At 41.9% G+C, this 26,223-nt stretch carries 19 protein-coding genes; 11 read left to right on the top strand and 8 right to left on the bottom strand.

Annotation, left to right across the window (positions count from 1 at the left end; all coding sequences use genetic code 11):
• Positions 1 to 13 precede the first annotated feature (13 nt).
• The 3 genes from IWX76_RS13715 (at position 14) to IWX76_RS13705 (ending at position 4,246) form a co-directional block, all read left to right on the top strand.
• Positions 14 to 2,440: a TonB-dependent receptor gene (locus IWX76_RS13715; RefSeq protein WP_196860533.1), complete on the top strand. Its 2,427-nt coding sequence runs from the start codon at positions 14 to 16 to the stop codon at positions 2,438 to 2,440.
• Between the two features lie 25 nt (positions 2,441 to 2,465).
• Positions 2,466 to 3,845 carry a hypothetical protein gene (locus tag IWX76_RS13710; RefSeq protein WP_196860532.1) on the top strand — a complete coding sequence of 460 codons (1,380 nt, stop codon included), beginning with the start codon at positions 2,466 to 2,468 and terminating at the stop codon, positions 3,843 to 3,845.
• Positions 3,846 to 4,057: 212 nt separating this feature from the next.
• Positions 4,058 to 4,246: a hypothetical protein gene (locus IWX76_RS13705; RefSeq protein WP_196860531.1), complete on the top strand. Its 189-nt coding sequence runs from the start codon at positions 4,058 to 4,060 to the stop codon at positions 4,244 to 4,246.
• Here the strand turns inward: IWX76_RS13705 and IWX76_RS13700 are convergent.
• Together IWX76_RS13700 and IWX76_RS13695 are read right to left on the bottom strand one after the other, a co-directional pair.
• Positions 4,224 to 5,330 (bottom strand): SgcJ/EcaC family oxidoreductase, encoded by a 1,107-nt coding sequence (locus tag IWX76_RS13700; RefSeq protein ID WP_196860530.1) that lies wholly within the window; start codon positions 5,328 to 5,330, stop codon positions 4,224 to 4,226. The genes IWX76_RS13705 and IWX76_RS13700 overlap by 23 nt on opposite strands.
• Before the next feature lie 101 nt (positions 5,331 to 5,431).
• On the bottom strand, positions 5,432 to 6,253 hold the full coding sequence (locus tag IWX76_RS13695; RefSeq protein ID WP_196860529.1) for a DUF6597 domain-containing transcriptional factor: 822 nt from the start codon (positions 6,251 to 6,253) through the stop codon (positions 5,432 to 5,434).
• 146 nt (positions 6,254 to 6,399) lie between these two features.
• Between IWX76_RS13695 and IWX76_RS13690 the strand changes: the two genes are divergently transcribed.
• Complete coding sequence (locus tag IWX76_RS13690; RefSeq protein WP_196860528.1) at positions 6,400 to 7,557, top strand: zinc-dependent alcohol dehydrogenase; 1,158 nt, start codon at positions 6,400 to 6,402, stop codon at positions 7,555 to 7,557.
• A 56-nt stretch (positions 7,558 to 7,613) separates the two neighbouring features.
• Here IWX76_RS13690 and IWX76_RS13685 read toward each other — a convergent pair whose 3' ends face one another.
• Both IWX76_RS13685 and IWX76_RS13680 read right to left on the bottom strand, forming a co-directional pair.
• Positions 7,614 to 9,566, bottom strand: coding sequence for an LTA synthase family protein (locus IWX76_RS13685; RefSeq protein ID WP_196860527.1), 1,953 nt, complete (start codon positions 9,564 to 9,566; stop codon positions 7,614 to 7,616).
• Positions 9,567 to 9,664: 98 nt separating this feature from the next.
• On the bottom strand, positions 9,665 to 9,868 hold the full coding sequence (locus tag IWX76_RS13680; RefSeq protein ID WP_196860526.1) for a hypothetical protein: 204 nt from the start codon (positions 9,866 to 9,868) through the stop codon (positions 9,665 to 9,667).
• A 323-nt stretch (positions 9,869 to 10,191) separates the two neighbouring features.
• On the opposite strand from IWX76_RS13680, the gene IWX76_RS13675 reads away from it, so the two are divergent.
• Positions 10,192 to 11,223 (top strand): SDR family oxidoreductase, encoded by a 1,032-nt coding sequence (locus IWX76_RS13675; RefSeq protein ID WP_196860525.1) that lies wholly within the window; start codon positions 10,192 to 10,194, stop codon positions 11,221 to 11,223.
• A gap of 117 nt (positions 11,224 to 11,340) precedes the next feature.
• Positions 11,341 to 13,077: an FAD/NAD(P)-binding protein gene (locus tag IWX76_RS13670; RefSeq protein WP_196860524.1), complete on the top strand. Its 1,737-nt coding sequence runs from the start codon at positions 11,341 to 11,343 to the stop codon at positions 13,075 to 13,077.
• Here the strand turns inward: IWX76_RS13670 and IWX76_RS13665 are convergent.
• The gene (locus tag IWX76_RS13665; RefSeq protein WP_196860523.1) at positions 13,052 to 13,657 is read right to left on the bottom strand and encodes a PAS domain S-box protein; all 606 of its coding nucleotides are present in this window, start codon (positions 13,655 to 13,657) and stop codon (positions 13,052 to 13,054) included. The two genes, IWX76_RS13670 and IWX76_RS13665, sit on opposite strands and share 26 nt — an antisense overlap.
• A 232-nt stretch (positions 13,658 to 13,889) precedes the next feature.
• On the opposite strand from IWX76_RS13665, the gene IWX76_RS13660 reads away from it, so the two are divergent.
• From IWX76_RS13660 to IWX76_RS13640, 5 genes are read left to right on the top strand one after another with little or no spacing between them, the layout of a single operon-like run.
• The gene (locus tag IWX76_RS13660) at positions 13,890 to 15,020 is read left to right on the top strand and encodes a porin (protein ID WP_196860522.1); all 1,131 of its coding nucleotides are present in this window, start codon (positions 13,890 to 13,892) and stop codon (positions 15,018 to 15,020) included.
• A gap of 18 nt (positions 15,021 to 15,038) precedes the next feature.
• Entirely contained in the window at positions 15,039 to 16,475 is a 1,437-nt protein-coding gene (locus IWX76_RS13655; RefSeq protein WP_196860521.1) for an anion permease, read from the top strand.
• A 16-nt stretch (positions 16,476 to 16,491) separates the two neighbouring features.
• A complete protein-coding gene (locus IWX76_RS13650; RefSeq protein ID WP_196860520.1) occupies positions 16,492 to 17,169 on the top strand; it encodes a succinate dehydrogenase cytochrome b subunit in 678 nt (225 codons plus the stop codon).
• The gene (locus IWX76_RS13645; RefSeq protein ID WP_196860519.1) at positions 17,166 to 19,082 is read left to right on the top strand and encodes a fumarate reductase/succinate dehydrogenase flavoprotein subunit; all 1,917 of its coding nucleotides are present in this window, start codon (positions 17,166 to 17,168) and stop codon (positions 19,080 to 19,082) included. The genes IWX76_RS13650 and IWX76_RS13645 overlap by 4 nt, the downstream gene beginning before the upstream one ends.
• An 8-nt stretch (positions 19,083 to 19,090) precedes the next feature.
• Positions 19,091 to 19,837: a succinate dehydrogenase/fumarate reductase iron-sulfur subunit gene (locus tag IWX76_RS13640; protein WP_196860518.1), complete on the top strand. Its 747-nt coding sequence runs from the start codon at positions 19,091 to 19,093 to the stop codon at positions 19,835 to 19,837.
• 42 nt (positions 19,838 to 19,879) lie between these two features.
• Here the strand turns inward: IWX76_RS13640 and IWX76_RS13635 are convergent, their stop codons facing one another.
• The 3 genes from IWX76_RS13635 to IWX76_RS13625 all read right to left on the bottom strand — a co-directional run bounded on the left by IWX76_RS13635 (position 19,880) and on the right by IWX76_RS13625 (position 26,137).
• Positions 19,880 to 24,460 carry an efflux RND transporter permease subunit gene (locus tag IWX76_RS13635; protein ID WP_196860517.1) on the bottom strand — a complete coding sequence of 1,527 codons (4,581 nt, stop codon included), beginning with the start codon at positions 24,458 to 24,460 and terminating at the stop codon, positions 19,880 to 19,882.
• A 35-nt stretch (positions 24,461 to 24,495) separates the two neighbouring features.
• Complete coding sequence (locus IWX76_RS13630) at positions 24,496 to 25,632, bottom strand: efflux RND transporter periplasmic adaptor subunit (protein ID WP_196860516.1); 1,137 nt, start codon at positions 25,630 to 25,632, stop codon at positions 24,496 to 24,498.
• Between the two features lie 145 nt (positions 25,633 to 25,777).
• On the bottom strand, positions 25,778 to 26,137 hold the full coding sequence (locus IWX76_RS13625; protein ID WP_196860515.1) for a hypothetical protein: 360 nt from the start codon (positions 26,135 to 26,137) through the stop codon (positions 25,778 to 25,780).
• Positions 26,138 to 26,223: the final 86 nt, after the last annotated feature.

Raw genomic sequence — 26,223 nt, 5'->3', positions numbered from 1 at the left:
TTACAAACATTACATGAAACACGCTTTACTTTTTATCATTTTTCTTTGCATACACTCCATCGTTTTGGCCCAAACCGGTAAAATCTCGGGAAAGGTAAGTGATAACACAGGTAAAGCTATTGAGGGGGCTACCGTACAAATAAAATCTTTAAATAGGGTGGTGCCCACCAATGAAAATGGCTCCTATGAACTTACAAACCTTTCATTTGGAGAATACTTGCTGGAAATCAGATCTATGGAGTCTAAACCCTATGCTGTAAAGATTAATGTCAATCAGCCAGCAGTATTTCACAACGCTGTTGTTACTCGGGTAGGTAATAAGCATTTGAATGAAGTTTCAGTTACCGGTAAAACGGAAAAGAAAACAATTGAAACATCAGGTTTTGCAGTGAATGTGATTGAAACAAAAGAAGCATCACTTCGTAACCTTCAAACCAATGAGTTATTAGACAGAACTGTTGGTGTAAGGGTTCGCCAGAACGGTGGCCTCGGTTCAGCGGTAGAATATAACCTTAATGGCATGTCTGGAAGATCGGTTGGCGTTTTTATCGATGGCATCGAGATTTCCACTTATGGATCTTCGTTCAACCTGAATAACATCCCCCCTGCTATGGTAGAAAGGATTGAGGTCTATAAAGGAGTATTGCCAGCTCATTTATCGGGCGACTATATGGGGGGTGCCATTAATGTGATATTGAAGAAAGATGTGTCAATGAACAACATTACTGCATCAGTATCTCATGGTTCATTTAATACTTACCAGGCTGATGCAAGCGGCATGTATCGCAATCCTGAAAATGGCTTTACAGCTAAAGCATCAGGCTTTTATACCTACACAGATAATAATTATGAGATGTGGGGTAAGTTTTCAAAGTTTGTAGCATCTAACGGCGCTGTAGAACGCTATTACCGGGCAAAACGTTTCAATGATTCTTACAAATCAGTAGGAGGCAGGTTTGAAGTTGGATTTACCAATGTAAAATGGGCCGATGCCTTTTTAATAGGTTACAATCAATCCACTACTGACAATGAGATTCCACATGGCCAGGTTATGGCCAGGCCTTATGTTGGCAGGACCAGCGAAGCCCAGGCCAGTGTATATAGTTTAAATTATAATAAAAAGAACCTTATCGTAAACGGTTTAGATTTAACGGTCAACGGTGTATACAGCGACAGGGATACTTATTTGCAGGATACCGTAGGTTATGTATATAACTGGGATGGCAACTACAGGTTAGATTTTAATAAAAACCCCATGTACAACTCTGGAAGGGGACAGCAGGGGGTGGATGTAATGACCAATATCAATAGAAAGATTACCACAGTTCGGGCAAACCTTGCTTATGATATTTTTTCTGGACACCGTCTTTCTATAAACCACGTGTACTATACTGTTGACAGAGATGACGACAACTTATTAGCGTCGGTTGCAAGTGGCACCCTTAAACAAGCGAGTGATGTAACCAAAAACGTAACGGCGCTGAACTATGAAGCCCAGGTGTTAAATAACAAGTTAAAGACCAATGTATTTGTTAAATACTATCAACAGGATGTGGGTAAAACTACGCACGTGGTATCAATAGCTAATGGAAACAATAATCTGGTAAGCACAAAGGAAACGGGGCATGTAGATGCGACTGGTTATGGTCTTGCTGCTTCCTATACCTTAACGCCAAGGGTGATACTTATTGGTTCTGCAGAGCTAGCAGTAAGAATGCCTGGTGAGACGGAAATCTTAGGTGATCCTAATGAAAATGTGATTTCTAATTTCGGCATCAGACCTGAGGCAAGCAGGAATTATAACCTCGGATTCAGGTTAGGCACCTTCGAGTTTGAAAAACACAAATTTACGCTATCGGGTAACGCTTTCTCCCGAAATGTGAAAGACAGAATCGTGCGCCAGACCAATACTCAAGCCTCTGATCAGGAGCAGGAAACCGCTCCATTCATGAATTTGGGCAAGTCTAAGGCCTTAGGCTTTGAAGGTGAATTGGGTTACATTTATAACAACAGGTTAAATGTGATGTTTACCTTCTCTAAGTTCAACTCCATTTTTGTACAGGGTGACCAATCTGTTACCGGTCAGCGTATGACACAATTTGAAGGTAAACAGTTACCTAACGAGCCTTTCTACACCATGAACGGAAATGTACAATACCGCCTGGATAACATCATCCAAAAGAAATCTGTACTTAACTTATTTTACAACTTTGGCTATGTGGCTCCATTCGGCACAGCCTTTTTTACCTCTGAGTGGTATACCACGCCTACACAAATTTCTCACGATCTGGGTACTAACTACAGGTTTCCTAATAAGAAGTTCGTGGTTAGCCTTGATGCTAAAAATATCTTTAATGCAGAGGTCTACGATAATTTCGGTGTGCAGAAACCAGGCAGGGCATTTTATATCAAGTTAAACTATTCCATCAATCAATTCTAATCCTCAATAATTAATAATAATAAATATGAAAAAAGAACTATTAAGAACCATAATGTTAGGTGCAGCAGTAACAGTGCTGTCATTGTCGGCTTGTAAAAAAGATTCTGTCAATGGTGGCGATGAAGTGCCAGACGCAGACCGCTGGATCACACTTTCAGGTGCTATCGACGATCCTACAAATCCAACCATTGGCGACGGGGATGCCGGAACAATGGTGTATAGCTTAACTGCAACTGATGCAAAAAACCCTAACATCACTGTAAATGTTTTTGATCAGGGCATGGCTGTTAAATCACAGCGTACCGCACGTTTACAGGCTTCTGCCGATGGGAAATTCCTTTATAACATCCAATATACCGGTGAAGATGGTGGAATTTTTAACAAATACAGTGTAAATGGTGGTAAAGATTTCAGAGCAGAGGGTGCCGAAGTTGAAACCTCTGCCTATGTAAGTGCTTCTCCACGTTGGTTAAAAGCAGTTGAAGGTGTTGGTGTAGCCGTAAAAGCAGAAGCCAATCCAACTGTTTATACAGGTACTGCGCCTAATTTTGTATTTCAGGAAAGAACTACATCAGTTGATGTCATTAGTTTAGACCTTAATAACCCACAAATCACCAAAATTGCTGATTTTCAATTAAAACTTACTGCTGAAGAAGTTGCTGCGGGTTATTATGTTAGCCGTATAGATGTTCCTGTGGTTAATAAAGCCGGAAACAAAGTATTTATTGGTGCTGCGGTATCCAAACACAATATTAAAACTTTTACTTTGGGTACAGATGGTTTGCCGGTATTTGCTGCAGACAATGCAAGTGATAAAAGCTGGGCCAAAACATTGGTGTTAGATTATCCTTCGCTTGCAAATCCTAAAGTGCTTACTTCCACAAAAACCAAGGGTAATACCAATGGTTACCGCAGTACCATGCAATATGTTGGTACAGACGGACATGTGTATCAAGCTACTTCTGGTGAGAAAGTGGGAACTGGTGGTTCTAAAATTCTAAGGTTAAGTTCTTCATCTAACGAGTATGATAACGACTATGTATTTAGTCTTGATCAGGCCTTAAGCCTTAATAATACCTATATCGAAACCTGGAAGTATGCTGGTGATGGTATTGGTTTTGTTGTTTACAGTGTGTTAAATAATGCCGGAACCCGTACGGGTGGTTATATTGCACGTATAGACCTGAACACCAAAACAGCGACTAAATATGCTATTGCTAATGAAGGTCAATTGAGTTTTAACCAGATACAATCCGTTACTATGCACGGAGACGACGTATTTATTGCCGTGGCCCCTGTTGGTCAGGATGGTAACATCCTTGTATTCAGCAAAAAGACTGGGGAGATGACTGTAGGTGCTAAATTGGTTAACAAACCAGGTAACCAATACATCGGCGTATATTAATCGTTCAACCCTTATATATATCGAAAAACAGGTGCTGATTATTTCAGCACCTGTTTTTTTTGCTTCCACACGTCGTTGCCTATGGTAATTGATATATCACTTCTTGTGACCAGGCGTAACATTAATTCCTAAGACTAATCAAGCGATTCAAACACCTTATTTAAAATCTTTTTTTTCGTAAATTTAGGGGAGACATAATTTAATTAAATGACATGAAAAAGCTAATGTTATCTGTTATGGTCATGATGGGTCTGGCTATAACGAGCGGAGTTAAAGCTCAGAACAACGCTGCGATGAAAGCCTGGCAAGCATACATGACACCGGGTGAGGTACACCAAATGATCGCTAAAAGTGATGGAAACTGGAAGGCCGAGGGATTTATTTTTTTTCCAAAAACATAATATTAATATCAGTGGTTACCCCTAATTTTTTTCTCCGCTCTACCAATTCTGGTAGGGCAAAAAAAGCTTTTGCTTTTTCAACTGATTCCCATTCACTAATGATACACACCGACTTTGGATCATCTGCGGATGTACTCACTTCGAAAGTTAATTCACCCGCATCACGGCGCACCCGCCTGAATTCGTCGAAGCTCTCCCTCCATTTTTCATAATCCGTTACTTTGATGGTCACCACAACCTTCACTAACCCGCCTATTTTTATTTCTTTCAATTTCCATTGTCCATTTTCGTTGACAAGTATATTGTGATAACTGCCATTCCCCGAAACCCTCTCGCCTTTTTCATCTGTACCGTATACGCTATACGTACCGCTAGCAACCACACTTTGATCAAATTGTGGCTGTAGGTTAGCTAATTTTAAAGTCATAGCAGCATTTGCATTTTTAAAGGCCTCTGCATACTGTTTTGCAATGTTTTCTGCTCCTTTATCAACCTTACCATCCGGCATGATCCTTGTCGCATCGGTAGTGAGAAATGCCTGGATTGCCGCAGCATCTTCTTTATTATAAGCATCCTGATAATCCTGGACCAAGGTTCTTACCTCTTTTATTACCTTCTCCATAGCGAAAACAGATTTTATTTGCGTAAACTTCCATTTTCCGCCTTCCTTCATAATCACATTTTCAAAGGTACCCACAGTTGGGTTGAGCTTTTTGTTTGATTTACGATCAAAATCATAGCCGTCAAATGCACCTGATATTTTTATTCTTCCATCAGCCAGTTGCTCAGTTTGATTAACCTTGAGCGTGAAAAAAGTGCCGGCTGTTTCGCCAAAGTCTCGGATGTAATCCTTCTCATAATAGCTTTTAGGCAATTTTTCCGACGTGCCATCACTATTAACGGAGGTAATTTCGTCAGCATACATCGTCATTAATGCTGCTAAATTGCCATTATTATAATTTTCCTGGTAGGACTTGGTGAATGCCAGGGCCTCTTTGTGTAACTTTTGCGCAGATACCTGGCCTATACCTATTGTTGCTAGCAACAGTAACAATAGCCGGCATTTTTGTGTTGACGTTTTCATTGTTTTTTAGATTTGAAGGTGTAGGTAATGTTCAAAATTACCTTGTTTACCTACATTTATCTTGTACAAATGCGACAAAATACAAGCATATTTTGTTCATGTCATGACCTGCTTAATAAGTAGTTAATCAGTTCGGTGTCAAGCGTAACCAGTTCTTTTGGTGCTACCTTAAGGTATTCTTTGAAATAACGAACCATATGCGACTGATCATAATAACCTGTTATACTCGATAGTTGAAGCCAGCTGGTATTGGGGTGTTGCTGCAAGTAATTCATCAAACATTTAAATCGGTAAATACTTGTATATATTTTCGGACTTAAACCTACTTGATATAAAAAATGGCGTTCTATACTTTTCCGATGTACATAACAATGTTCTTCGATTTCCTTTATTGAAACATTACCTTGATGAAGGTGGATGAAATCCAGCACCTTCCTAATTCCAGTGGTATCGTTCAACACAGAAATTTGGTTCTTAAAAAAGTCATTTAGTATGTAAACCAACGATAAATTATCTTCTGTTTTTTCTAACCTGTTTAGTAAATATTTACCTTTTTCTTTGCCTAACAAAACCAATAAGTTCATCGATGTGTTTGTCAGCTTGTGCATATCCAAACCAAATAACTGATGCATGCCTAAAGGGTGGAAAAATATCAACAATGTTTTTACTTTCCCTGTGTAATATCCGGTTATGGCCGAGGTGAGCTGTCCGGTAGCAATAGCTTGATTAACCTGCATGGGATGGCCCTGGACAAAGGCAACCACGGTGCCAGTTGAGCTTTGATGTTGAATGATAAAAGCACTTAAACCAATAGGAGGAGAAAAGAAGGGTGCGACCGTAGATTCGGCCACTTCTGCAATACCATAAGAAAGTATGCAACTTGCAAGCGCTGGGTCAGGATGAAAAGTAGCAGGGATTGACATTTCACTTCTATTAGCATAGGCGGTCTGTACTTCTGCACACGCTAAAACACATAAAAGTGAATATTGTTTACGGAAAATTAAATAGTTGTTTTTTAAACAATCTATACCTGATGCTGTTAAAATTACACATCTATTAAATTTCTACTATGAAAGCAGCAGTATTTCACAAACCTGGAGACATTAGCTATACTACCGTCGCCGATCCAAGGATCGAGCTGGCTACCGATATCATTCTTAAAGTGACCTCGACCGCAATATGCGGATCTGATCTTCATATTTTAAGTGGAGCAGTCCCGCAAACCACAGATATGGTGATGGGCCATGAATTTATGGGCATTGTAGAAGAAGTTGGTGCGGAGGTAAAAAATTTAAAAAAAGGTGACCGGGTGATCGTTCCCTTTCCCATTGCCTGTGGTCATTGTTTTTTCTGTAATCATGGTGCCTCACCAAGTTGTGAGAATTCGAACTATAAACATTATGGTCCCAACGGTGATATGATGGACCAGAAGGGCGCGGCCTTGTTTGGTTATACAGACCTTTACGGGGGCTATTCGGGCGGCCAGGCAGAATACGTACGGGTACCTTACGCAGATGTAAGTCCGCGTATTATTCCTGATCAGTTAACTGATGAGCAAGCATTATTTTTAACCGATATATTTCCCACGGGTTGGTCAGGTGTAGACTGGGCACAACTTAAAGGGGGAGAGGTAGTAGCTATTTTTGGCTCAGGCCCCGTTGGACTAATGGCACAGAAAGCGGCATGGTTACATGGTGCAAGTAGGGTGATTGCTATTGATCCACTGGATTACAGGCTGGAAAAAGCGAAGGCAGTAAATAATGTGGATATACTTAACCCACATAAAGTAGATGTGGTTCAGGCCATACGTGACATGACCCAGGGACGTGGTGCCGATGTTTGTATTGAGGCGGTGGGCTTTGAACCTGAGCGTAATTTCTTAGATAAAGTTAAGGCCACAATCAACTTCGAAAAAGGAAGTATGAAAGTTTTGGAGATGTGCTTTGAAGCCGTCAGACGAAGCGGTACGGTGTCAATCTTAGGTGTCTATGGTAGTCCTTTTGATAATTTCCCGTTATTCCGCATTTTTGATAAAGGCATCACCATAAAACAAGGACAGGCACCAGTATTGAATTATATTGATCACCTGATCACTCTTGTCAAGGAAGAAAAGGTGGTGCTTGATGACATCATCACGCACACCCTGCCTTTAAGTGAGGTAGCTAAAGGATATAAAATCTTTGACGAAAAGCAGGACGACTGTGTTAAAGTAGTTTTAAAACCTTAATTTCTCTTTTATCCCTGGCAGTTCTGCTCATTATAACTTAAAAACAGGTGCTGATGTTAATCGGCATCTGTTTTTTTGTGATTACTCCCCTTTGAAACTAATTGTGAATCAGGTTTAAGCTTTTTAATGTTCAGAAAACTTTGATTTTTTAACTGATACTGGTTGAAATTTGCTCGTATACGTTTCAGTTCTTCGGCATTTGAAACCGGCTCAAGATCTAAATTTGATCCCATGGTGAATAATTTTCCCCCATCTAAATAATATAAGCCACTAATGTAATTGTGTAACACCGTTTTCCCTTGCTTTAAGGGATACTCATGAATATTTCTAAAACCTGGATTTACATCCAGACCGGTTCCCACCCAAGTTACTTTTTCCGGTGTCTTCATCTGGTAACTGTTTTTGAAAAACACTGAAAATGATGGCGCAATGTCTAAATGTGAAGAGATTGCACTGATCTTTACACTTCTTTTCAACATCGGAGAAAAGATGATTAGCGGTACATGGTAACGATCAATCTTTGTAGAGAGTGGAATTTCAGGCAAACGATGATCTCCGGTGATGATAAATATCGTATTTTGATAAGCTGGTAATTTGGCGTAGGACTCGAAGTAAAACCTCAACGCCTCATCTGTATATAATATGCTTGCAAATATTTGTTTATAGGGCCTGTTTTGTTGCTTTTTAACATCCGTAAAACCGAGCTTACTCATGTGTGTTTCCACTAACTGCAAGTAATTCTCCTGATCTGGCACAGTGAATGGATTATGCATGCTCAGGGTTTGGATAAAGCTGAAAGTAGGTTGTTTTGAATTTTCTGCCGCAAGTACTTTCTCCATCAAATCACGATCGCTAAATCCCAATGGAGAAGCCATCGTAAGTTCTTTATCAAAATCTTTCATACTCACAATTTTACCTATCCCGGCTTTTTTCATGAAAAGTCCCTGGTGGTCAAAGTCCATCTCAAAACCGCCATAATACGTGCTTTGATAGCCATTTTTATTTGCAATGCTAATTAATGATTCAAATTCAGGCATTTGGTGTTCTAAGTCACTAAAACCAGTTTCTGCAAAAGGCAATGAGCCTAAAATACTGGGCAACGCTGCAAAGGTTCTTCCCTGGGCTGATAGAAAGTTCTCAAAATAGATGCTTTTTTCAGCAAGTTCATCTAAGAAAGGGGTAAAGCTACCAAGATAAGCCTTTGGGCCACTAAAGGCTCTACCTAAGCCTTCAACCTGAATGATGACAATGTTGGGTTTAACGGAGTCAGCCGTAAAAAAATCGCTGAGTACGTCTGGCGTATTTTCTATTCTCAAAAATGGGAATTTAGGATCCAGGTATTCCAACGCCACCTCACTAGCCTCAGGTATGGCATCATTAATGAAATAGTCAATCAGGCTATCTATAAAAAAAGCACCCTTATTTTGAGTGGTGTATAGGGCATATTCATTGTTTTCGGGAGCGGGGGCTGATGGCACAGAAAATCCAACAATGGGGATTATAAGTCCTCCTACAATTAATATTAATGTAAGTAGGGGATTCCATTGCCTTTTTTTAAATGCCTTTAATAAAAGCCAGAAAATAAGAATGGGTAAAATAAATACAACAAGTAAGAATAAATTGATAGTTATACTTTCATGTATGATTTTAACACCATCGCTAATGGAATAACCTAACATATCTGCTCCTAAAGGAACATGGGCGGTCACAAAATAGGTAACCAATGCACTGTAAATAAAAAGCCAGAGGCTCCCAATCAGGAAAAGTATTAGTTGAGAGCGTTTTGGTGACAGATAGTTAATTACCAGGAATAAGCAAAAAAACAATGGGAGCAGTTGCAAAAAGAAAAGCAGGTCAGCCCATATCATTCCATTAGTCGGCCAAGAATTAGATGAAACTTTGGTCAATTCCAATCCGCGCACCAGAATTAAGGTCAGAAACAGTGCTGGAACGAATGGAAAAAATCGCCTTAAACCATGGCTTAAGCCACTTTTTAATCTGGTATACATGTCGGATCTTAAATGATTAATTTCATCGACAAATAACCAGGCCGTCCTGTATTTAAAGTGTCGGCAGGTGAATTTGTTCCTGGATTAGAATGGTATCGCTATTTTGAATTGATGCCAAGTGATGGGTAAACCTTTTGCAGCTGGGCAATAGTTTCGTCGCGGAATCGTTCAATTTGTGCCTGACTTGGTTGTACAAGTTTAGCATTGTTTTTAGAAATAAAGTCTAAGCCTCTTTCTAATGTTCCAACCCTTAACTCAAGCTCAATAATCGCTTGTAATACATTGATTTCGCCTACGTGCATAGTGTTATGATATTTTAATGTTATGCTGCAATAATAAAAATTATATTCCTAAAACCTGCTATCATTCTATCTTTTCAATAAAGTGGTTTTTTAAGCTTCAGAAATGAGCTATCCGTATGATTAATCTTAGCACTTAAGCTGGGCATAGTAAAACTTCCCAAAGCATTATAGTTTTGGAAAAAAGTAAGTAATTAAGCGTTTTCGAAAAAGCAATTTTTTTTAAACATTCTTTATTTGAGGGTGTTGCAATTACATGTCTGGCTAACATGGATAAATAAATTTTGAGCTGATTAAATAATTGAAGTTGAATTAAGAATATGATCATGGAAAACACAAAGAATAATTCTATTGGTGACGATAACAAAATTAATCGACGTAAAGCTATTGGCGGTTTAGGATTGGGTATAGCAGCAGTGGCTGTGGGGCCGGTTTTCAATGCTGCAGCTGCGCCACTTAGTGCTGCTGCAACTGCCGTTGGTTTGGAAGACCCCACCACTAAATTTCCTAAACCACCTTTTAAAGAGCAGAAACAGCCTTGGCCTGGACTGGCAAGTAAAATGGATCCACGTCCCGACCATGGCGAAACCAGCTATAAGGGTAGTGGCCGATTAGTTGGAAGGAAGGCCTTAATTACTGGTGGAGACTCGGGAATGGGCAGGGCTGCAGCTATTGCTTATGCGCGTGAAGGTGCGGATGTGGCCATCAATTACCTTCCTGCTGAAGAACCGGATGCAAAAGAAGTTATTGAACTCATAAAAAAAGAAGGACGAATAGCAGTCGCCATTCCGGGTGATATACGTGAAGAGACTTTCTGTAATCGCCTGGTCGATGAAGCAGTAAAAGGTTTAGGTGGTTTAGATATTCTTGTTAACAATGCTGCGCGCCAGCAAACCCGGGAATCAATAATGGATCTCTCTCCTGAAGATTTTGATGCGACCATGAAAACTAATGTGTATGCACCATTCTGGATTACTAAAGCTGCTTTACCACACTTAAAACCAGGATCGGTTATCATTGCTACCACTTCTGTTCAAGCCACTGATCCTTCCGCCGAGTTGTTTGACTATGCACAGACTAAAGCTGCAAATACCGCTTATGTGAGGTCCTTGGCAAAGCAGTTAGCCCCTAAAGGCATTCGTGTAAACGGCGTGGCACCAGGACCAATATGGACTCCTTTACAGGTTAGTGGTGGAGCAACAATGAAAAAACTAAAAAGCTTTGGTGGGGATACGCCATTTGGCAGACCAGGTCAGCCAGCTGAATTAGGTTCTATTTATGTTCAGCTGGCAGCTAGTGATGCCAGTTATTCTACAGGGCAGATTTATGGTGCTGCAGGGGGTGGGGGTCAGCCTTAAAGCTGCTGGTCTACATACATGTAATTTCCAAGATTTTAGGTTCTAGCTGTTTTATTTTTGTTCAAACAATCACCTGTTCAGCGTGTTAATAAGGTCTTCATATTAGCTTAAATACAATTGAGAAACAAAAAACATGTAGCCATTCTTGGGGGAGGGCCAAGCGGTTTATTCATGTTCAAACGGTTAGTAGAATCTGGTAGAACAGATCTAGAAATCACTATTTTTGAACAAAAAGACTTTTTGGGTGCCGGTATGCCTTATAGTAAAGCTGGTGCCAACGACGAGCACATTACTAATGTGTCGAGTAACGAAATACCATTGTTGGTTACTTCGATCACAGACTGGATTAAATCAGTTCCAAAAGATACACTCGATAAATTCAATATTGATCCAAAACGTTTCAACAAATATAAAGTGTTGCCACGCTTGCTGTTCGGTCAATACCTGACAGCTCAGTTTCGACTGCTGGAAAAGCAAGCCAGAGAAAAAGGAATAATTTATCATGTTCAATATCATAGCCAAATCACTGATATTATTGATTATCCTGAAAAGGAAATCATCGAAGTTGAGGTCAATGGAGAGGAATTATTTAAGTTTCATCACCTGGCCATTTGTATTGGTCATCAATGGCCGCTTAAACATGAAAATAACATCCCTGGTTATTTTGATTCCCCTTACCCGCCAGAGAAATTAGCTATGGTGTGTAATTATCCGGTAGCGCTTAAAGGATCTTCTTTAACCGCAGTTGATGCCATCAGAACACTTGCCCGGCATAACGGAACGTTCGAAAAAAATCAACAAGGGAAAGTGTGTTACCAGCTATCAGCGCAAAGTGAACGCTTTAGATTAGTCATGCATACCCGCAATGGGATGTTACCTGCAGTGAGGTTCCACCTGGAAGATTCACATTTAACGAACCGTTCTGTATTGGATAGCGAGGAGATCAAAGCGCATATTGCGGGCAACAATGGGTTTCTTTCTCTGGATTATATGTTTGAACAGGATTTCAAAGCACCCATCAGGGAAAAAGAGCCTGCATTTTTTGAGCAGATCAAAGACATGAGTCTTGAGCAATTTGTTGCGGCGATGTTACAATTAAGGGAACAACTAGATCCTTTCCAATTGTTGCAAGCAGAATATGCCGAGGCCGAAAAATCTATACAACGCAAAGAGTCTGTTTATTGGAAAGAAATGCTGGGTGTGCTGAGCTTTACTTTAAATTACCCGGCCAAGTACTTGTCGGCAGAAGATATGCTTCGCCTTCAACAAACATTGATGCCACTCATCTCTATTGTGATTGCTTATATTCCGCAAAGTTCATGCGAAGAAATGCTGGCCTTACATCATGCAGGGGTGCTCCACTTGATTTCCGTGGGAGAGGAGAGTAAAGTAGAACCCCTTACCGAAGGAGGTGTCATTTACCACTATACTAATGAAAACGGTAAGGCGCAGTCTGTACAATTTGATACCTATATTGATTGTATTGGTCAGCCACAACTTGATTTCCAGGATTTCCCTTTCAAAAGCTTGTTGCGTAACAAAACAGTAAGTTCTGCCAGAATAAAGTTCTCCTCACCATTAGCAGGCGAAAAAGCGATCGCTGATGGCAAGGAGGTAGTCATGTTCAATGACGACTACTACTTAAACGTTTCGGGGCTTGCCATCAATGATAATTTTCAGGTAATTGATGACTATGGAGCATTTAATGATCGAATTTACATGATGGCCGTTCCTTACATTAGCGGCTACAATCCGGATTATTCCGGTCTAGATTTTAGTGAAGCAGCATCAGCGGCCATTGCAAACAGGATGCTTGATGAAGAAAAACTTACAACTTGCCTGCCATATCCTTAATCACCTGATCAAGGTCTTTGGCACTATCGTTAATCATCTTTACCATATTTACTAAACCGGGATCCACTTCCATGGAATCCAAAAGAAGTGTCAATCCCATGATGTTAGCAAGCGGTTTCCTAATAACGTGGGACTGCATGTAAGCCATTTGTTCCAACGTCACTTTTGTTTTTGAAAGTGATGCTTTGGCTTGTTTTAATTCCGTGCTTGTTTGCATGTGTTGGGTAATGTCATGGCCAATACAAAAAACACCTTCAGGTTGGCCATTTTCATCCCACATGGCTTTATATTCCCACTGTGTGATTACATAACCGCCTTTTCCATCAAATTTTCTGATAATAGCCGGGAATATTTTTTCCGGGTAGGTAAAAGCCTGGGTGGAAACAGCATTACAAATCTCCAGGTCATCCTGATGCATGGTTACCGAGTAATGTTTGCCGATCAGGCTGCCATGCATGGGCTCAAATATAGTTGAATAACGTTTGTTTAAATAAGAGTAGTTGCTGTTCATGTCAACCGCTATCACGTAATAGATGTTTGAATTGTCTAACAACTTTCTAGTTTCTTCGAAATTTTGCATATTAAATCTTTCCAATGTCGAGGGTGATTTCTTCAACACTTTCGTGGATACCTTTGTTTTCTTCAATAATTAACGTGTTGGCTATAAAGCCCATTAAATGTAACAAATTTTAGCGAATTAACTGTATTGCTTGATTTTTAGGTGATGAAGGTCACTTAATGTAGTGATGTCAAACAACTCTTTCTCACAGAGCGTCCTGCATCTTTGTCCCACCTCCATAACTTAATCCCCTATGATCAGATCTGCCCTGTTAACGCTTTGCCTTTTAAGTGTTTTTTGTAATGGCTATGCCCAGGAAAAGGACACGGTAAAAACAAATGCTGTCATACCTAAAATTACAATGAAGGGCTTGTTTCAAGCCAGGTATTCTTTTAGTACACATAAAGATATTGACCTGAATGGCTTACATCATGTAGATGGTAAATCGATCTATAATGATTTCGACGTTAAAAGAGCAAGGTTACAGTTTGCAGCTAAAATATCAGATCGAACGGATGTAGTCATACTGATTAATCTGGCCGATTTTAAATCCGACCCTAAGAATAAGGTCTTAGAGAATGCTTACATTACCTATAAAATGAATCCCTATCTGAACTTTAAAATGGGTCAGTTCCGTCCTGCATTCGGACTCGAAGACATGTATCCCGTTGATGTCATCAAATCCATGGATTATTCAAACCAATACGCCGCTTTTGGTCAAAACGGATGGCAAAGCTTTCAAATTGGTGCCAGCGTTTTTGGTGGAATAAGCAGTGAAAACCTGCCTGTTAAATATGAATTTACAGTAGCTAATGGCAACAATCGTAACCAGGTGATGGACAGTGATAATGGAAAACACTTTTCATCACGAATAGAATTAGGCATTCAGAAAAGCTTGCATATCAAACTCGGACTCAATGGCGGTATGGCCCTGGTTTCAGGCAATAGCGCTTATGCCTCTGGAATTGACCTGTCTGCCATTATTCCCTTCAGTAAAAAGTGGTCGCTTGAAATAGAAACCGAAGCTAAACAAGGTAATAACCATACGCTTTTTAATGGCCTCGATTCAGCTGTACGTGATCCTCGCTTAAGTCAATACCAAATGCGGGGCATTTACTTTTTACCTAACCTTCGCTATGCCATCAATTATCACCGGCTAAGTTCCATCGAATTATCATGCCGCTACGAATACTTTGATAAAGACTTCAGGAATCCGGGTAGCCGACGGGAAACCTTAACACCTATGCTGAGTGCGGAGTTTCTAAAAGCTTATAACGCGCGGATACAGCTAGGCGTTAACATCGATCGCTATAAAACCAATAAAGCCGGTAGCACACAATACAATAATTCCCTGTTTATTCTGCAAGTCCAATCCCGATTATAACCTTCACTTCCACATACCATGAATCCTAAAGAAATCCAACTCATTCCACTGTTAATTACTGTGGCTGTAGGTTTAATTATCTGGTTTATTCCAGCACCATCCGGGGTAAAACCTGAAGCCTGGCATTTGTTAGCCATCTTTCTGGCCACTATTATCGGCATAATTTTAAAAGCGGCAAGCATGGGTACATTATGTATGATGGCCATTGCACTCGTAGCTCTAACAGGCGTGCTGGCACCAGGAAACCCTGGTAAATCCATTACCCTAGCCTTGAAAGGATTTGGCGACAAAGTCATCTGGCTCATTGGAATCAGTTTTTTTATTGCAAGAGGCTTTATCAAGACAGGTCTTGGTAGTAGAATTGCTTACATTTTTATTAAACTTTTTGGTAAAAGTCCACTTGGGCTTGCTTATAGTTTAGGTGCTGCCGATTTAATCCTCGCGCCGGCTATACCAAGCAATACCGCAAGAGGGGGAGGAATTATTTATCCGATCATGAAATCCATGTCCATGAGCCTTGGCTCTATGCCAGATAAACCGGAAACCCATAGAAAGGTTGGTGCTTATCTTACACTAAATAGTTATTACATGAACCTGATTGCTTCTGCTATGTTTTTAACGGGTACAGCAAGTAACCCGATGTGTCAGAAATTTGCAGCTGACCTGGGCATTCAGATCAGCTGGATGTCGTGGTTTTGGGCAGCCATTGTCCCCGGATTAGCTTCTATGGTTGTCATTCCATTTTTACTTTATAAAATCTTTCCTCCAGAACTGAAAAAAACAACAGAAGCGCCTGCTATGGCCATCGTAAAACTTAAAGAAATGGGGGCCATTACCAAAAATGAGTTACTCATGCTGATGGCTTTTGTCATTTTGCTTGTTCTTTGGATTACTGGCGATTTGTTTAAAATTGATGCCACTACCACTGCATTTATTGGCCTAACCATACTGTTGCTTACACAGGTTTTAACCTGGGAAGATGTTAAAGCAGAGAAAGGTGCCTGGGATACGATTGTATGGTTTGCCACCCTGGTGATGATGGCCGGCGCCTTAAACGAACTGGGTTTTATTCCCTGGTTTGGAAAGCTGATTCAACAAATGCTTTTAGGTTTATCATGGACCATCGCTTTTCCAATCATTGTGATCACTTATTTCTTTAGTCACTATCTTTTTGCCAGTGCAACTGCGCACGTTGCAGCTATGTATGCGGCCCTGCTTGCTGTAGGTATCGCTATGGGAGTGCCGCCATTATTACTAGCCCTCATGCTTGGTTTTACCGGATCTTTGTTTGGAACGTTAACACACTATGCTCACGGACCGGCACCCGTATTTTTTGGTAGTGGTTATGTAGATATTAAACAATGGTGGACCATGGGTTTAGTCATTGGTGTAGCGCTACTCTTCATTTGGATGGCACTTGGTGGCATGTGGTGGAAAGTAACTGGAATTTATTAACCTTTAAACTAGCGACATGAATATATCATTTTTAAAGCGAACCTTATCCCGGAAAAACCTGATGGCCATAACCGGGCTGTTCCTCTGCTTTTTCCTCGTCATCCACTTTTTAGGTAACCTGCAATTGCTCTTGCCTGCAGATCAGGCTGCAGATAGCTTTAACCACTACTCTAAATTGTTGTCAGGAAATATTTTTATAAAAGCTGTTTCTTACATCTTATACCTGTCGATAATTGCCCATGCCATCGATGCGCTGGTCATCACTATCAAGAACAAAAAATCGGCGGGAAAATATGCTTTTGACAACCGTAAGAAAGTTAGTAAGTGGTATTCCAGAAATATGGGAATCCTGGGAACAGTACTGTTAATCTTCCTGGTTATCCATTTTAAGGACTTTTGGTATGTGTATAAATTCGGCGGCCTGCCTCTCGATGAGCATGGCAATAAAGACTTATATACCATCGTGATCAACGCATTTTCGTCCTGGTGGTATGTTGCTTTATATGTCTTCTCTATGCTGGCATTGGGTTATCATTTACTGCATGGTTTTAAAAGTGCGGTAAGGACCCTTGGCTTGTACCACCCCCGGTATGCGCGTTATGTAGAAGTTTTTGGCGTCGCCTATAGTTATGCCATCACCATCGGATTTTCTGTTATTCCAATTTTCGTTCACCTCACTCATTTCGGATTATGATATTAGACGCAAAAATACCTGAAGGACCTCTTGAAAATAAGTGGAGCTTCTATAAGGACCATGCTAAACTGGTTAATCCGGCTAACCGTAAAAAGTTAAATATCATTGTCGTTGGTACTGGTCTAGCCGGTGCGTCGGCTGCGGCTTCACTGGCCGAGCTTGGTTATAACGTGCAGTCTTTCTGTTTTCAGGATTCGGCGCGCAGGGCGCATTCGGTTGCTGCCCAGGGGGGCGTAAATGCAGCTAAAAATTATCAAAATGATGGCGACTCCGTTTACAGGATGTTTTATGACACGCTTAAAGGAGGTGATTTTCGCTCAAGAGAGGCGAATGTGTATCGCCTGGCAGAATGTTCCTTAAGTCTTATTGACCAGGCCGTTGCCCAGGGTGTACCCTTTGCCAGAGAATATGGTGGATACTTAAGCAACCGCTCTTTTGGTGGCGTTCAGGTGAGTCGTACGTTTTATGCACGCGGACAAACAGGTCAGCAACTATTATTGGGAGCCTACCAGTCCTTAATGCGTCAGGTAAACAAGGGCAAGGTTGATTTGTATACCCGGCATGAAATGCTCGACCTGGTGGTTGTGGAGGGGAAAGCTAAAGGTATTATTGTTCGTAACCTCGATACTGGCGCAATCACACGTCATGCAGCCGATGCGGTAGTTATTGCCAGCGGCGGTTTTGGTAAAATCTACTACCTGTCTACATTGGCCATGGGTTGCAACGGTTCTGCTATCTGGCGTGCACACCGTCGTGGTGCCTATATGGCATGCCCCAGCTGGACACAAATGCACCCCACTTGTCTGCCACAGGCTGGCGACTACCAGTCTAAACTGACCCTCATGTCAGAATCGCTAAGAAACGATGGCCGCATCTGGGTACCCAAACTGGAGGGCGAAAACCGGGCGCCGGGAGAGATTCCCGAAGCCGATCGTGATTATTACCTGGAACGACGCTACCCTTCTTTTGGAAACTTAGCCCCAAGAGATATTTCTTCGAGGGCTGCTAAGGAACGTATCGACGCCGGCTTTGGCGTAGGGCCCCAGAAAAATGCAGTATACCTCGATTTTTCTAAAGCCATTAAAGAACAGGGACTGGAAAAGGTACAAGAGAAATATGGTAACCTGTTTTCCATGTATAAAAAAATTACCGCCGATGATGCTTACCAAACGCCAATGAAAATATCGCCGGCAGCGCATTTTTCGATGGGTGGTTTATGGGTAGATTATGAACTGATGACCACCATTCCTGGCTTGTTTGCCATTGGCGAAGCTAACTTTGCAGATCATGGTGCCAATAGGCTTGGTGCCAATTCTTTGCTACAAGCCTGTGTAGACGGTTATTTTATACTCCCTTACACTATGGCTAATTATTTAGCCGATGAACTGCTGTCGGCAAAGATCACCACCAGTCACCCTCAGTTTGACGAAGTCGAATCAGCCATCAAAGCACGATTAGATCTATTAGTGGGCATTAAAGGAACAAAAACTGCCGACCAATTCCATAAAGAACTTGGAAAGCTGCTCTACAACAAGTGTGGCTTATCGCGTTCTGCGGCTGGATTAACAGAAGCAATTGCAGGAATAGATAGCCTGACCAAGGAATTCTATAAAGACCTCATGGTGCCTGGGCAAGCTGAAGATATGAATGCAGAACTGGAAAAAGCTGGCCGGGTAGCCGATTACCTGGAAATTGCGAGCTTAATGTGTTACGATGCATTAAACCGCGAAGAGTCTTGTGGTGCTCATTTTAGAGAAGAATACCAGACCGAATCTGGTGAAGCGATGCGAAATGACGAAAAGTTTTGTTATGTATCGGCCTGGGAATGGCCAGGGATGGATCGGGAGCCAGTGCTGCATCCTGAACCCTTGACTTTCGAGTTTATCAAGTTATCTGTTAGAAATTATAAATAGCCTTTATTATGAAATTACATCTTAAAATATGGCGTCAGATGGACGCAAAAAGTAAAGGTTCTTTGATTGATTATGACCTTGATGGAATCGATGTACAAATGTCCTTCCTCGAAATGATGGATACCTTAAATGAACAGCTGATTCTAAAAAAAGAACTACCGGTAGCGTTTGATCACGACTGTCGCGAAGGCATCTGTGGTACTTGTGCAATGACTATTAATGGCGAAGTGAATGGGCCGGTATCCGGATTAACGGTATGCCAGTTGCACATGCGCGAATTTGAAGACGGCGCTACCATTTATGTAGAACCATTTAGGGCTAAAGCTTTTCCATTGCTGCGTGATTTAAAAATTGACCGCTCTGCTTTAGACCGCATCATCCAGGCAGGGGGTTTTATATCCGCAAATACCGGTCAAACCGTAGAATCCAATACCTTGTTAATTTCACATGATACCTCCGAATCAGCTTTTGATTCTGCAGCATGTATTGGATGTGGTGCCTGTGTAGCCACCTGCAAAAATTCTAGTGCAGCATTGTTTACCTCAGCCAAGATTTCGCACCTTGCGAAACTTCCGCAAGGAAAGCAGGAAGCGGAAAACAGGGTGTTAAACATGGTTGCACAAATGGATGCCGAAGACTTCGGGCACTGCAGCAATACCGAAGCCTGCGAGGTGAAATGCCCACAGGGTATATCGGTTTTGAATATTGCGCAAATGAATTGGGAATTTAATAAGGCGCTGTTTACGAAACACTAAATCATAAACAAGGCCAGCTGTTTTCAGCTGGCCTTAAATGTTTTACTTCCAACCGCCTCCCAGCGCTTTGTATAAGGAGATCTGGTTAAGTACTTCTTGTTTCTTCGCCTGCACTTCATTAATTTCAGCGTCTAAAACATTTCTTTGGGTGGTCAGGATATCTAAATAGGTCACCCTGCCCGCCAGAAACAGGTCATTTGCAGCTTTAACGGATGCATTTAACGCGGTTACCTCATCGGTAATGTGCATGCGCTTCTGCTTAATGAAAGCATCAGATTTTACCGCATCCATCACTTCCTGGTAAGCCTTTAACACTACCTTTTCATACTCCTGAAAGGCTATGCCATAATGTGCAGCGTAACTATCATATTCTGCACGGATCCGGCCTTGGTTAAAAATAGGAGCGGTAAGTCCACCAAGTAAACCATAAGCTACCGAGCTGGAGGTGTTAAACAATTTACCCGTATCAAAAGCCTGCAAACCGATGTATGGCGACAATACGATTGATGGTAAAAATGCCGCTTTCGCTGCGCCTACATCTTTTTTAGAGGCAATAAGCGTTAAACCCGCCTCCCTGATGTCTGGTCGCGAGGCCAGTAACTGCATCGGTGTCCCACTGGCCAGTGAATCAATAGAAACGAATTGTTCTAAACCATCTTCGCTGCGTATGATCGGGGTGTTAAAACTTCCCGTCAGAAAATTCAGGTGGTTTTCAAGTACGCTGATCTGCTGCAACACCTCCTGCTGTTTTGCCTTCGAATTAGACAATACCGCTTTAAATTGCTGCACACCTAACTCAGTTGCTGCACCGGCCTTTTTCTGAATATCAATAATTCTTAAGCTTTTCTGCTGCAGGGCAATGTTCCGATTTAAAATCTCCAATGCTTCATCTAAAGTGAGCAACTCGAAATAAGCGGATGCAATATTGCTCACCAACTCCGTTTGTACCAACTTCTGTCCTTCATAAGAGGCCAGGAAGCTATTCAATGCCGCCTGTTTTTTATTTTTCAGTTTTCCCCACAGGTCAATTTCCCATGAGGTTCTGAAACCTACAAAATAGTCTGGCAATGGTGTTGGTAGTCGCTCATCTTCCTTTAAGTTGTCAGAAAAATTGGTGTCGTAATTACCAATTCCATCCATGGTGTAAAAACCATATTTCCGTAAACCTGCTTCTACCGTAAGATCGAGGTTAGGTAAGGCCGCACCCTTGCGAATCCTTAAATTGGCTTTGGCAATCTCCATCCGGTGTAGTGTTTGTTTCATATCTGGATTGCTCTGCAGGGCCGAATCGATTAGCATTACAAGCGCTTTGTCCTTGAAAAATTCCTTCCAGGTCAACCTGGCCACACTATTGGTATCCAGGTTTTCCTGAAAAGCTGCTGGCAAAGCACGCGATTTATAATTTGGCAATTCTTTTTTGCCCGAACAAGCACTTAAAAACACACTGAAACCAATTAAAGTGATTACCACCAGTTCCACCGGGGTTTTCTTTTTCTTCAATGTTGCCGGCTCCACTTTTTTCTTTTTCATAATAGAAGAGAAAAGCACATACAGGCCCGGAATCACAATCACACCCGCAATCGTACCGATCACCATTCCGCCTACAGCGGCTGTACCAATAGATCGGTTACCTAATGCGCCTGCTCCGCTGGCCAACATTAAAGGAATTAAACCAGCGGCAAAAGCAAATGAGGTCATTAAAATAGGACGTAAACGTGCAACGGAACCTTCAATAGCGGCCTGTAAAAAGCCCATGCCTTTTTGCTGTTTTAAAATGGCATACTCCACAATCAGGATGGCGTTTTTAGCCAGTAACCCGATGAGCATCACCAGTGCCACTTGCGCATAAATGTTGTTTTCCAGGCCAAAGACTTTCAAGAACAAGAAGGCACCAAATACACCAGCTGGCAGGGAAAGTAATACTGGCAACGGTAGCAGGAAACTTTCATACTGGGCAGCCAGAATCATGTAAACAAAGATTAAACACAGGGCGAAAACATAGATCGCCTGGTTTCCGGACAGGATCTGCTCCCGGGTCATACCCGACCATTCAATTTCGTAACCTTGTGGTAATTTCTCCGCTACTTTTTCTATGGCTGCAATGGCCTGTCCACTGCTATAACCTGCAGCTGCTTCGCCGTTTAACATGGCTGAGGAGTACATGTTATAGCGTGTAATTTGCTCCGGACCATAAACGCGCTCCATCGTTATGAATGAAGAAAATGGTAACATTTCTTCCTTATCGTTTTTGATGAAGAGTTTTAACACATCTTCAGGTTTCTCTCGGTAGTTTGGTCCCGCTTGTACCATCACTTTATACATCTGTCCGTAGCGGATAAAGTTGGTGGCATAATAACTTCCCATCAGGGTTTGCAGCGTATTCATGGCATTTTCTACACTGACTCCTTTTTTTGCGGCCTGGTCGTAATCTACCCTGATCAGGTACTGTGGAAAGCTGACGTCAAAGGAACTGGTCACATTCTCGATTTCAGGCGTTTCCTTTAAGTCGGCCATAAATTGTTTTAGCACGCCATCCGTTTTGTTCAGGTCATCCACGCCCGTTTTATCTAATATCCGCATTTCCACACCCGAAGAGTTACCGAATCCTGGAACGGTAGGGGGAGGGAAAAATTCAATTTCGGCATCCATGATATGTGAGGTTGCTTTTCTGAGTTTAGCAATCACGTCTGTTACTGATTCTTCCCGGTCGCCCCAGCTCACCAGGTTGATCATGCCCATTCCGTAAGAGGCACCCGAAACTTCGTTAACCAGGCTGTAACCAGCAAGGGTGGACACCGTTTCTACGGAGCTCATTTTCCTGCTGATCGCATCAATCTCACCCAACACCGTCTCCGTACGGTCTACCGTAGCGCCTGGTGGCGTATTCACATTCACATAAATCATTCCCTGGTCTTCCGTTGGAATAAAACCACCCGGTAAAATACTTCCCATGCCCCAGGTGGCCAAAAAGAAACCGATTAATAAACCAAAAGTCAATACCCTTCTTCCAGCAATGCGGCCAATCAGGTTTTTATAACCTGTAGCCGTTTTATTGTAGCCAATGTTAAAACGTTTAAAAAATTTGCCCATCAGCCCTTTTGCTGGCGGTTGGTCATGCGGCGAACGTAAAATCAGCGCACACAAAGCAGGGGTAAGGGTCAATGCATTGATCCCCGAAATTACAATGGCTGAGGCCAGTGTTAACGAGAACTGGCGATAAAAAATACCTACCGGACCAGATAAAAAGGCCACGGGTACAAACACTGCAGACATTACCAGGGTGATGGCCACCACCGGTTTACCCACTTCTTTCATCGCAGCCAATGTAGCTTCCATAGGCTGCAGGTGTTCTTCTTCCATTTTTGCATACACGGCTTCCACCACTACAATGGCGTTATCCACCACAATACCTATAGCGAGTACCAATGCAAATAGAGTCAGTAAATTGATGGAGAAACCCAGCATCTGCATAAAAAACAACGCCCCGATTAAACATACGGGAACAGCCAGTGCAGGAATCAGCGTAGAGCGGAAATCTTGTAAAAAGATATACACCACAATAAATACAAGGATAAAGGCCTCTAGTAGGGTGATTAACACACTGGAAATAGAGGCATCCAAAAACCTCGATACATCGTATCCCATGGTATATTTCATGCCCGGAGGGAAAGAACTTTCCTGCAGGGCGGCCATACGGTCTTTTACGTTTTTAATAACTTCCTGAGCATTGGAGCCCGGTAACTGCTTTAACATGATGGAAGCTGAAGGCCGTCCATCAGTTTCAGACACCATTTCATAGTCCAGCGACCCAAATTCTACATCGGCAACATCTTTAATCCTGATGATGGAACCATCTGCATTTGCCCTGATCGGGATGTTTTTGTACTCTTCTGCTTCCGTAAATTTACCAGGGTAACGCAACACATATTGTTGCATATTGATCGATTTATCAGATCCAATACCCGTTTGTCCGGGTGCAGCTTCTACATTTTGTTTCCTTAGTGCCGCCACCACATCATCGCTTGAAATCTGGTAGGCAGCAAGGCGGTCCGGTTTTAGCCAAACCCGCATGGCATAGTCCCTAAGGCCCATAATCTGCGCAAAACCAACACCTTCAATCCTTTTAAGTTCTTTAAGGATGTTGATGTCAGTAAAGTTGTAGATAAAACGTTCATCGGCAGTTTGGTCGTCACTATACACATTTAGGTACATCAACATGCTGTTTACTTCTTTTTCCGTCGTTACCCCTGCTTTGATCACTTCTTCTGGAAGTTCATCCAGTACGGTAGTCACCCGGTTTTGAACGTTCACAGCGGCGATATCGGGGTCAGTGCCCACCTTAAAAAACACCTGAATCAGCGTAGTTCCGTTATTGGTAGAAACAGAGCTCATGTAGGTCATGCCGGCCACACCGTTTATGGCTCTCTCCAAAGGGATGGCCACAGCGTTGGTACTTACTTCTGCGTTTGCGCCCGTATAATTAGCAGTGACCACCACGGATGGGGGCACGATATCTGGAAATTGGGTGATTGGCAGCGTAAACAGGGCCAATAAACCCAAAAGGGTAATAAATAGGGATATGATCAGTGATAACACTGGTCGTTTTATGAATGTTTCGAACATGATTTTTCGTAATTTTAAATGGAAACGGAAAGGGCTTAATTTTTAGCCATCATGGTGCTTTGCGGCATCTTCATGGTTTGTGGTGATACCTTTAAACCGTCGCGCAGACTTTGATTACCTTCAAAAACCACTTTATCATTTACGGTCAGGCCATTCAGCACGGTGTAAAAATGACCAACCCGTTGTCCAGCCTGGAAGGCGGTCATTTTGATCGTATTATCCTCCTGTAAAACATATACATAAGTGCGGTCCTGAATCTCAAATACAGATTTCTGGTGTACGGCAAGCAATTCACCCGTTTCTGTCGGTACACTGATCTTACCAGATGCGCCATGTTTTAACACCCCATTAGGATTGGGGAAACGGGCTTTAAGAGATAGAGAACCCGTGTTTTGAGCAAATTCACTTTCGGCAAATTCGGCATTTCCTTGATGTGGGTAAAGCTCCCCATTGGCCAGTGTTAACTTCACCTGCTTTTTGAAAGTGTTTTTACGATAAGTAGGGTTACTCACGATGTTGAGGTATTCTTTTTCAGAAATCCCGAAATAAACATTTACCGCACTTAAATCAGATACCGAGGTGAGCAATGCCCCTTCTTCCAGCAAACTGCCTGCTTTTAAGGGAATTCTGTCGATTCGCCCGGAAAATGGCGCTCGGATCAACGTGTTGGATAGCCTTGTTTTTGCATGCTGCAACACAGATCGGGCCTCCGCTACGCGGGAGTCGGCAGCGGTTAATTTGGCAGAAGCAAGGTCCATATCGGTTTTAGAAACAATATTGCTGTCTACCAACATTTTCGTTCTTGCTTTTTCCAGCTTTACTGTCTTTGCATCAGCAATGGCATTATTTAATGCCGCTTGGGCTTTAGCATATTCTGCTCTGTATTCTTCGTCATTAATTTTAAATAAGACTTGTCCTGCCTGCACAGCGGCACCTTCCTCCACATAGATCTTGTCAAGGAAACCTGATAACCTGGACCTGACTTCTACATTTTTGACTGCCTGTATGTCGGCGATGTATTCATTATAAATCACGGTATCCAGTTTGGCTACAGCGGTTACGGGTACGGATCTAACGGCTGTTTTATCAGCATTTTCTTTGCTTTCAGCGGTACAGCCCACACATGCAGCGGCAATAAAAAATAGGGAATAAGCTAAGGAATTAACTTTCATGGTAATTTTAAATTTATAAAAAATAAAGAATGTTCATTTCTGGCTTTTTGCGCAATAGTATCCTTGGCCGGATAAACAGCAAAAAGCGGCCGCTAAACGGTTTTTAGGCGCAGCGGAATAAGAATATTAGAAAAAAAAATGAGGTTTAGAATGGTTTAAACCTGAAGAGAAAGGAATAATAGCCGGGCAGGCAAAAGCTCTTCGCTTTATAAAACGGGTGTTCTATGATACTGGGAAGCAGCTGCCGGGAAAAAATAAAACATATCAGGATAACGGTTGCCGCAAGCACGTGATTGCCGGCCTTATAGAGGCGATAATCTTCATGTGGGAATTCCGGGTCATCAGCATTACTCTTCGGAATGTCGAGCAGGTCGTCCACAAAATATTCAACCAGGGAATCACCCCCTAACACCGCACTTTTATTCACTGTAGTAGAATCAGCTTCATAAACGATAATGTTGAGGTATGCAAACAACCCTAAGAAATGGAAGAATTTCATGAACATACGGCGACAAAGTTAAAAATTTGTTTAACTTGTTGTTAAGGCGTATTTCTTTGTGACAAAAATATGATGCATTTTGTAGCTGTATG

The sequence above is a fragment of the Pedobacter sp. CAN_A7 genome (assembly GCF_015752175.1).
Taxonomy (GTDB): Bacteria; Bacteroidota; Bacteroidia; order Sphingobacteriales; family Sphingobacteriaceae; genus Pedobacter.
Note: the sequence above shows the minus strand (reverse complement) of the source record. Positions and strands in the feature narration are given on the sequence as shown.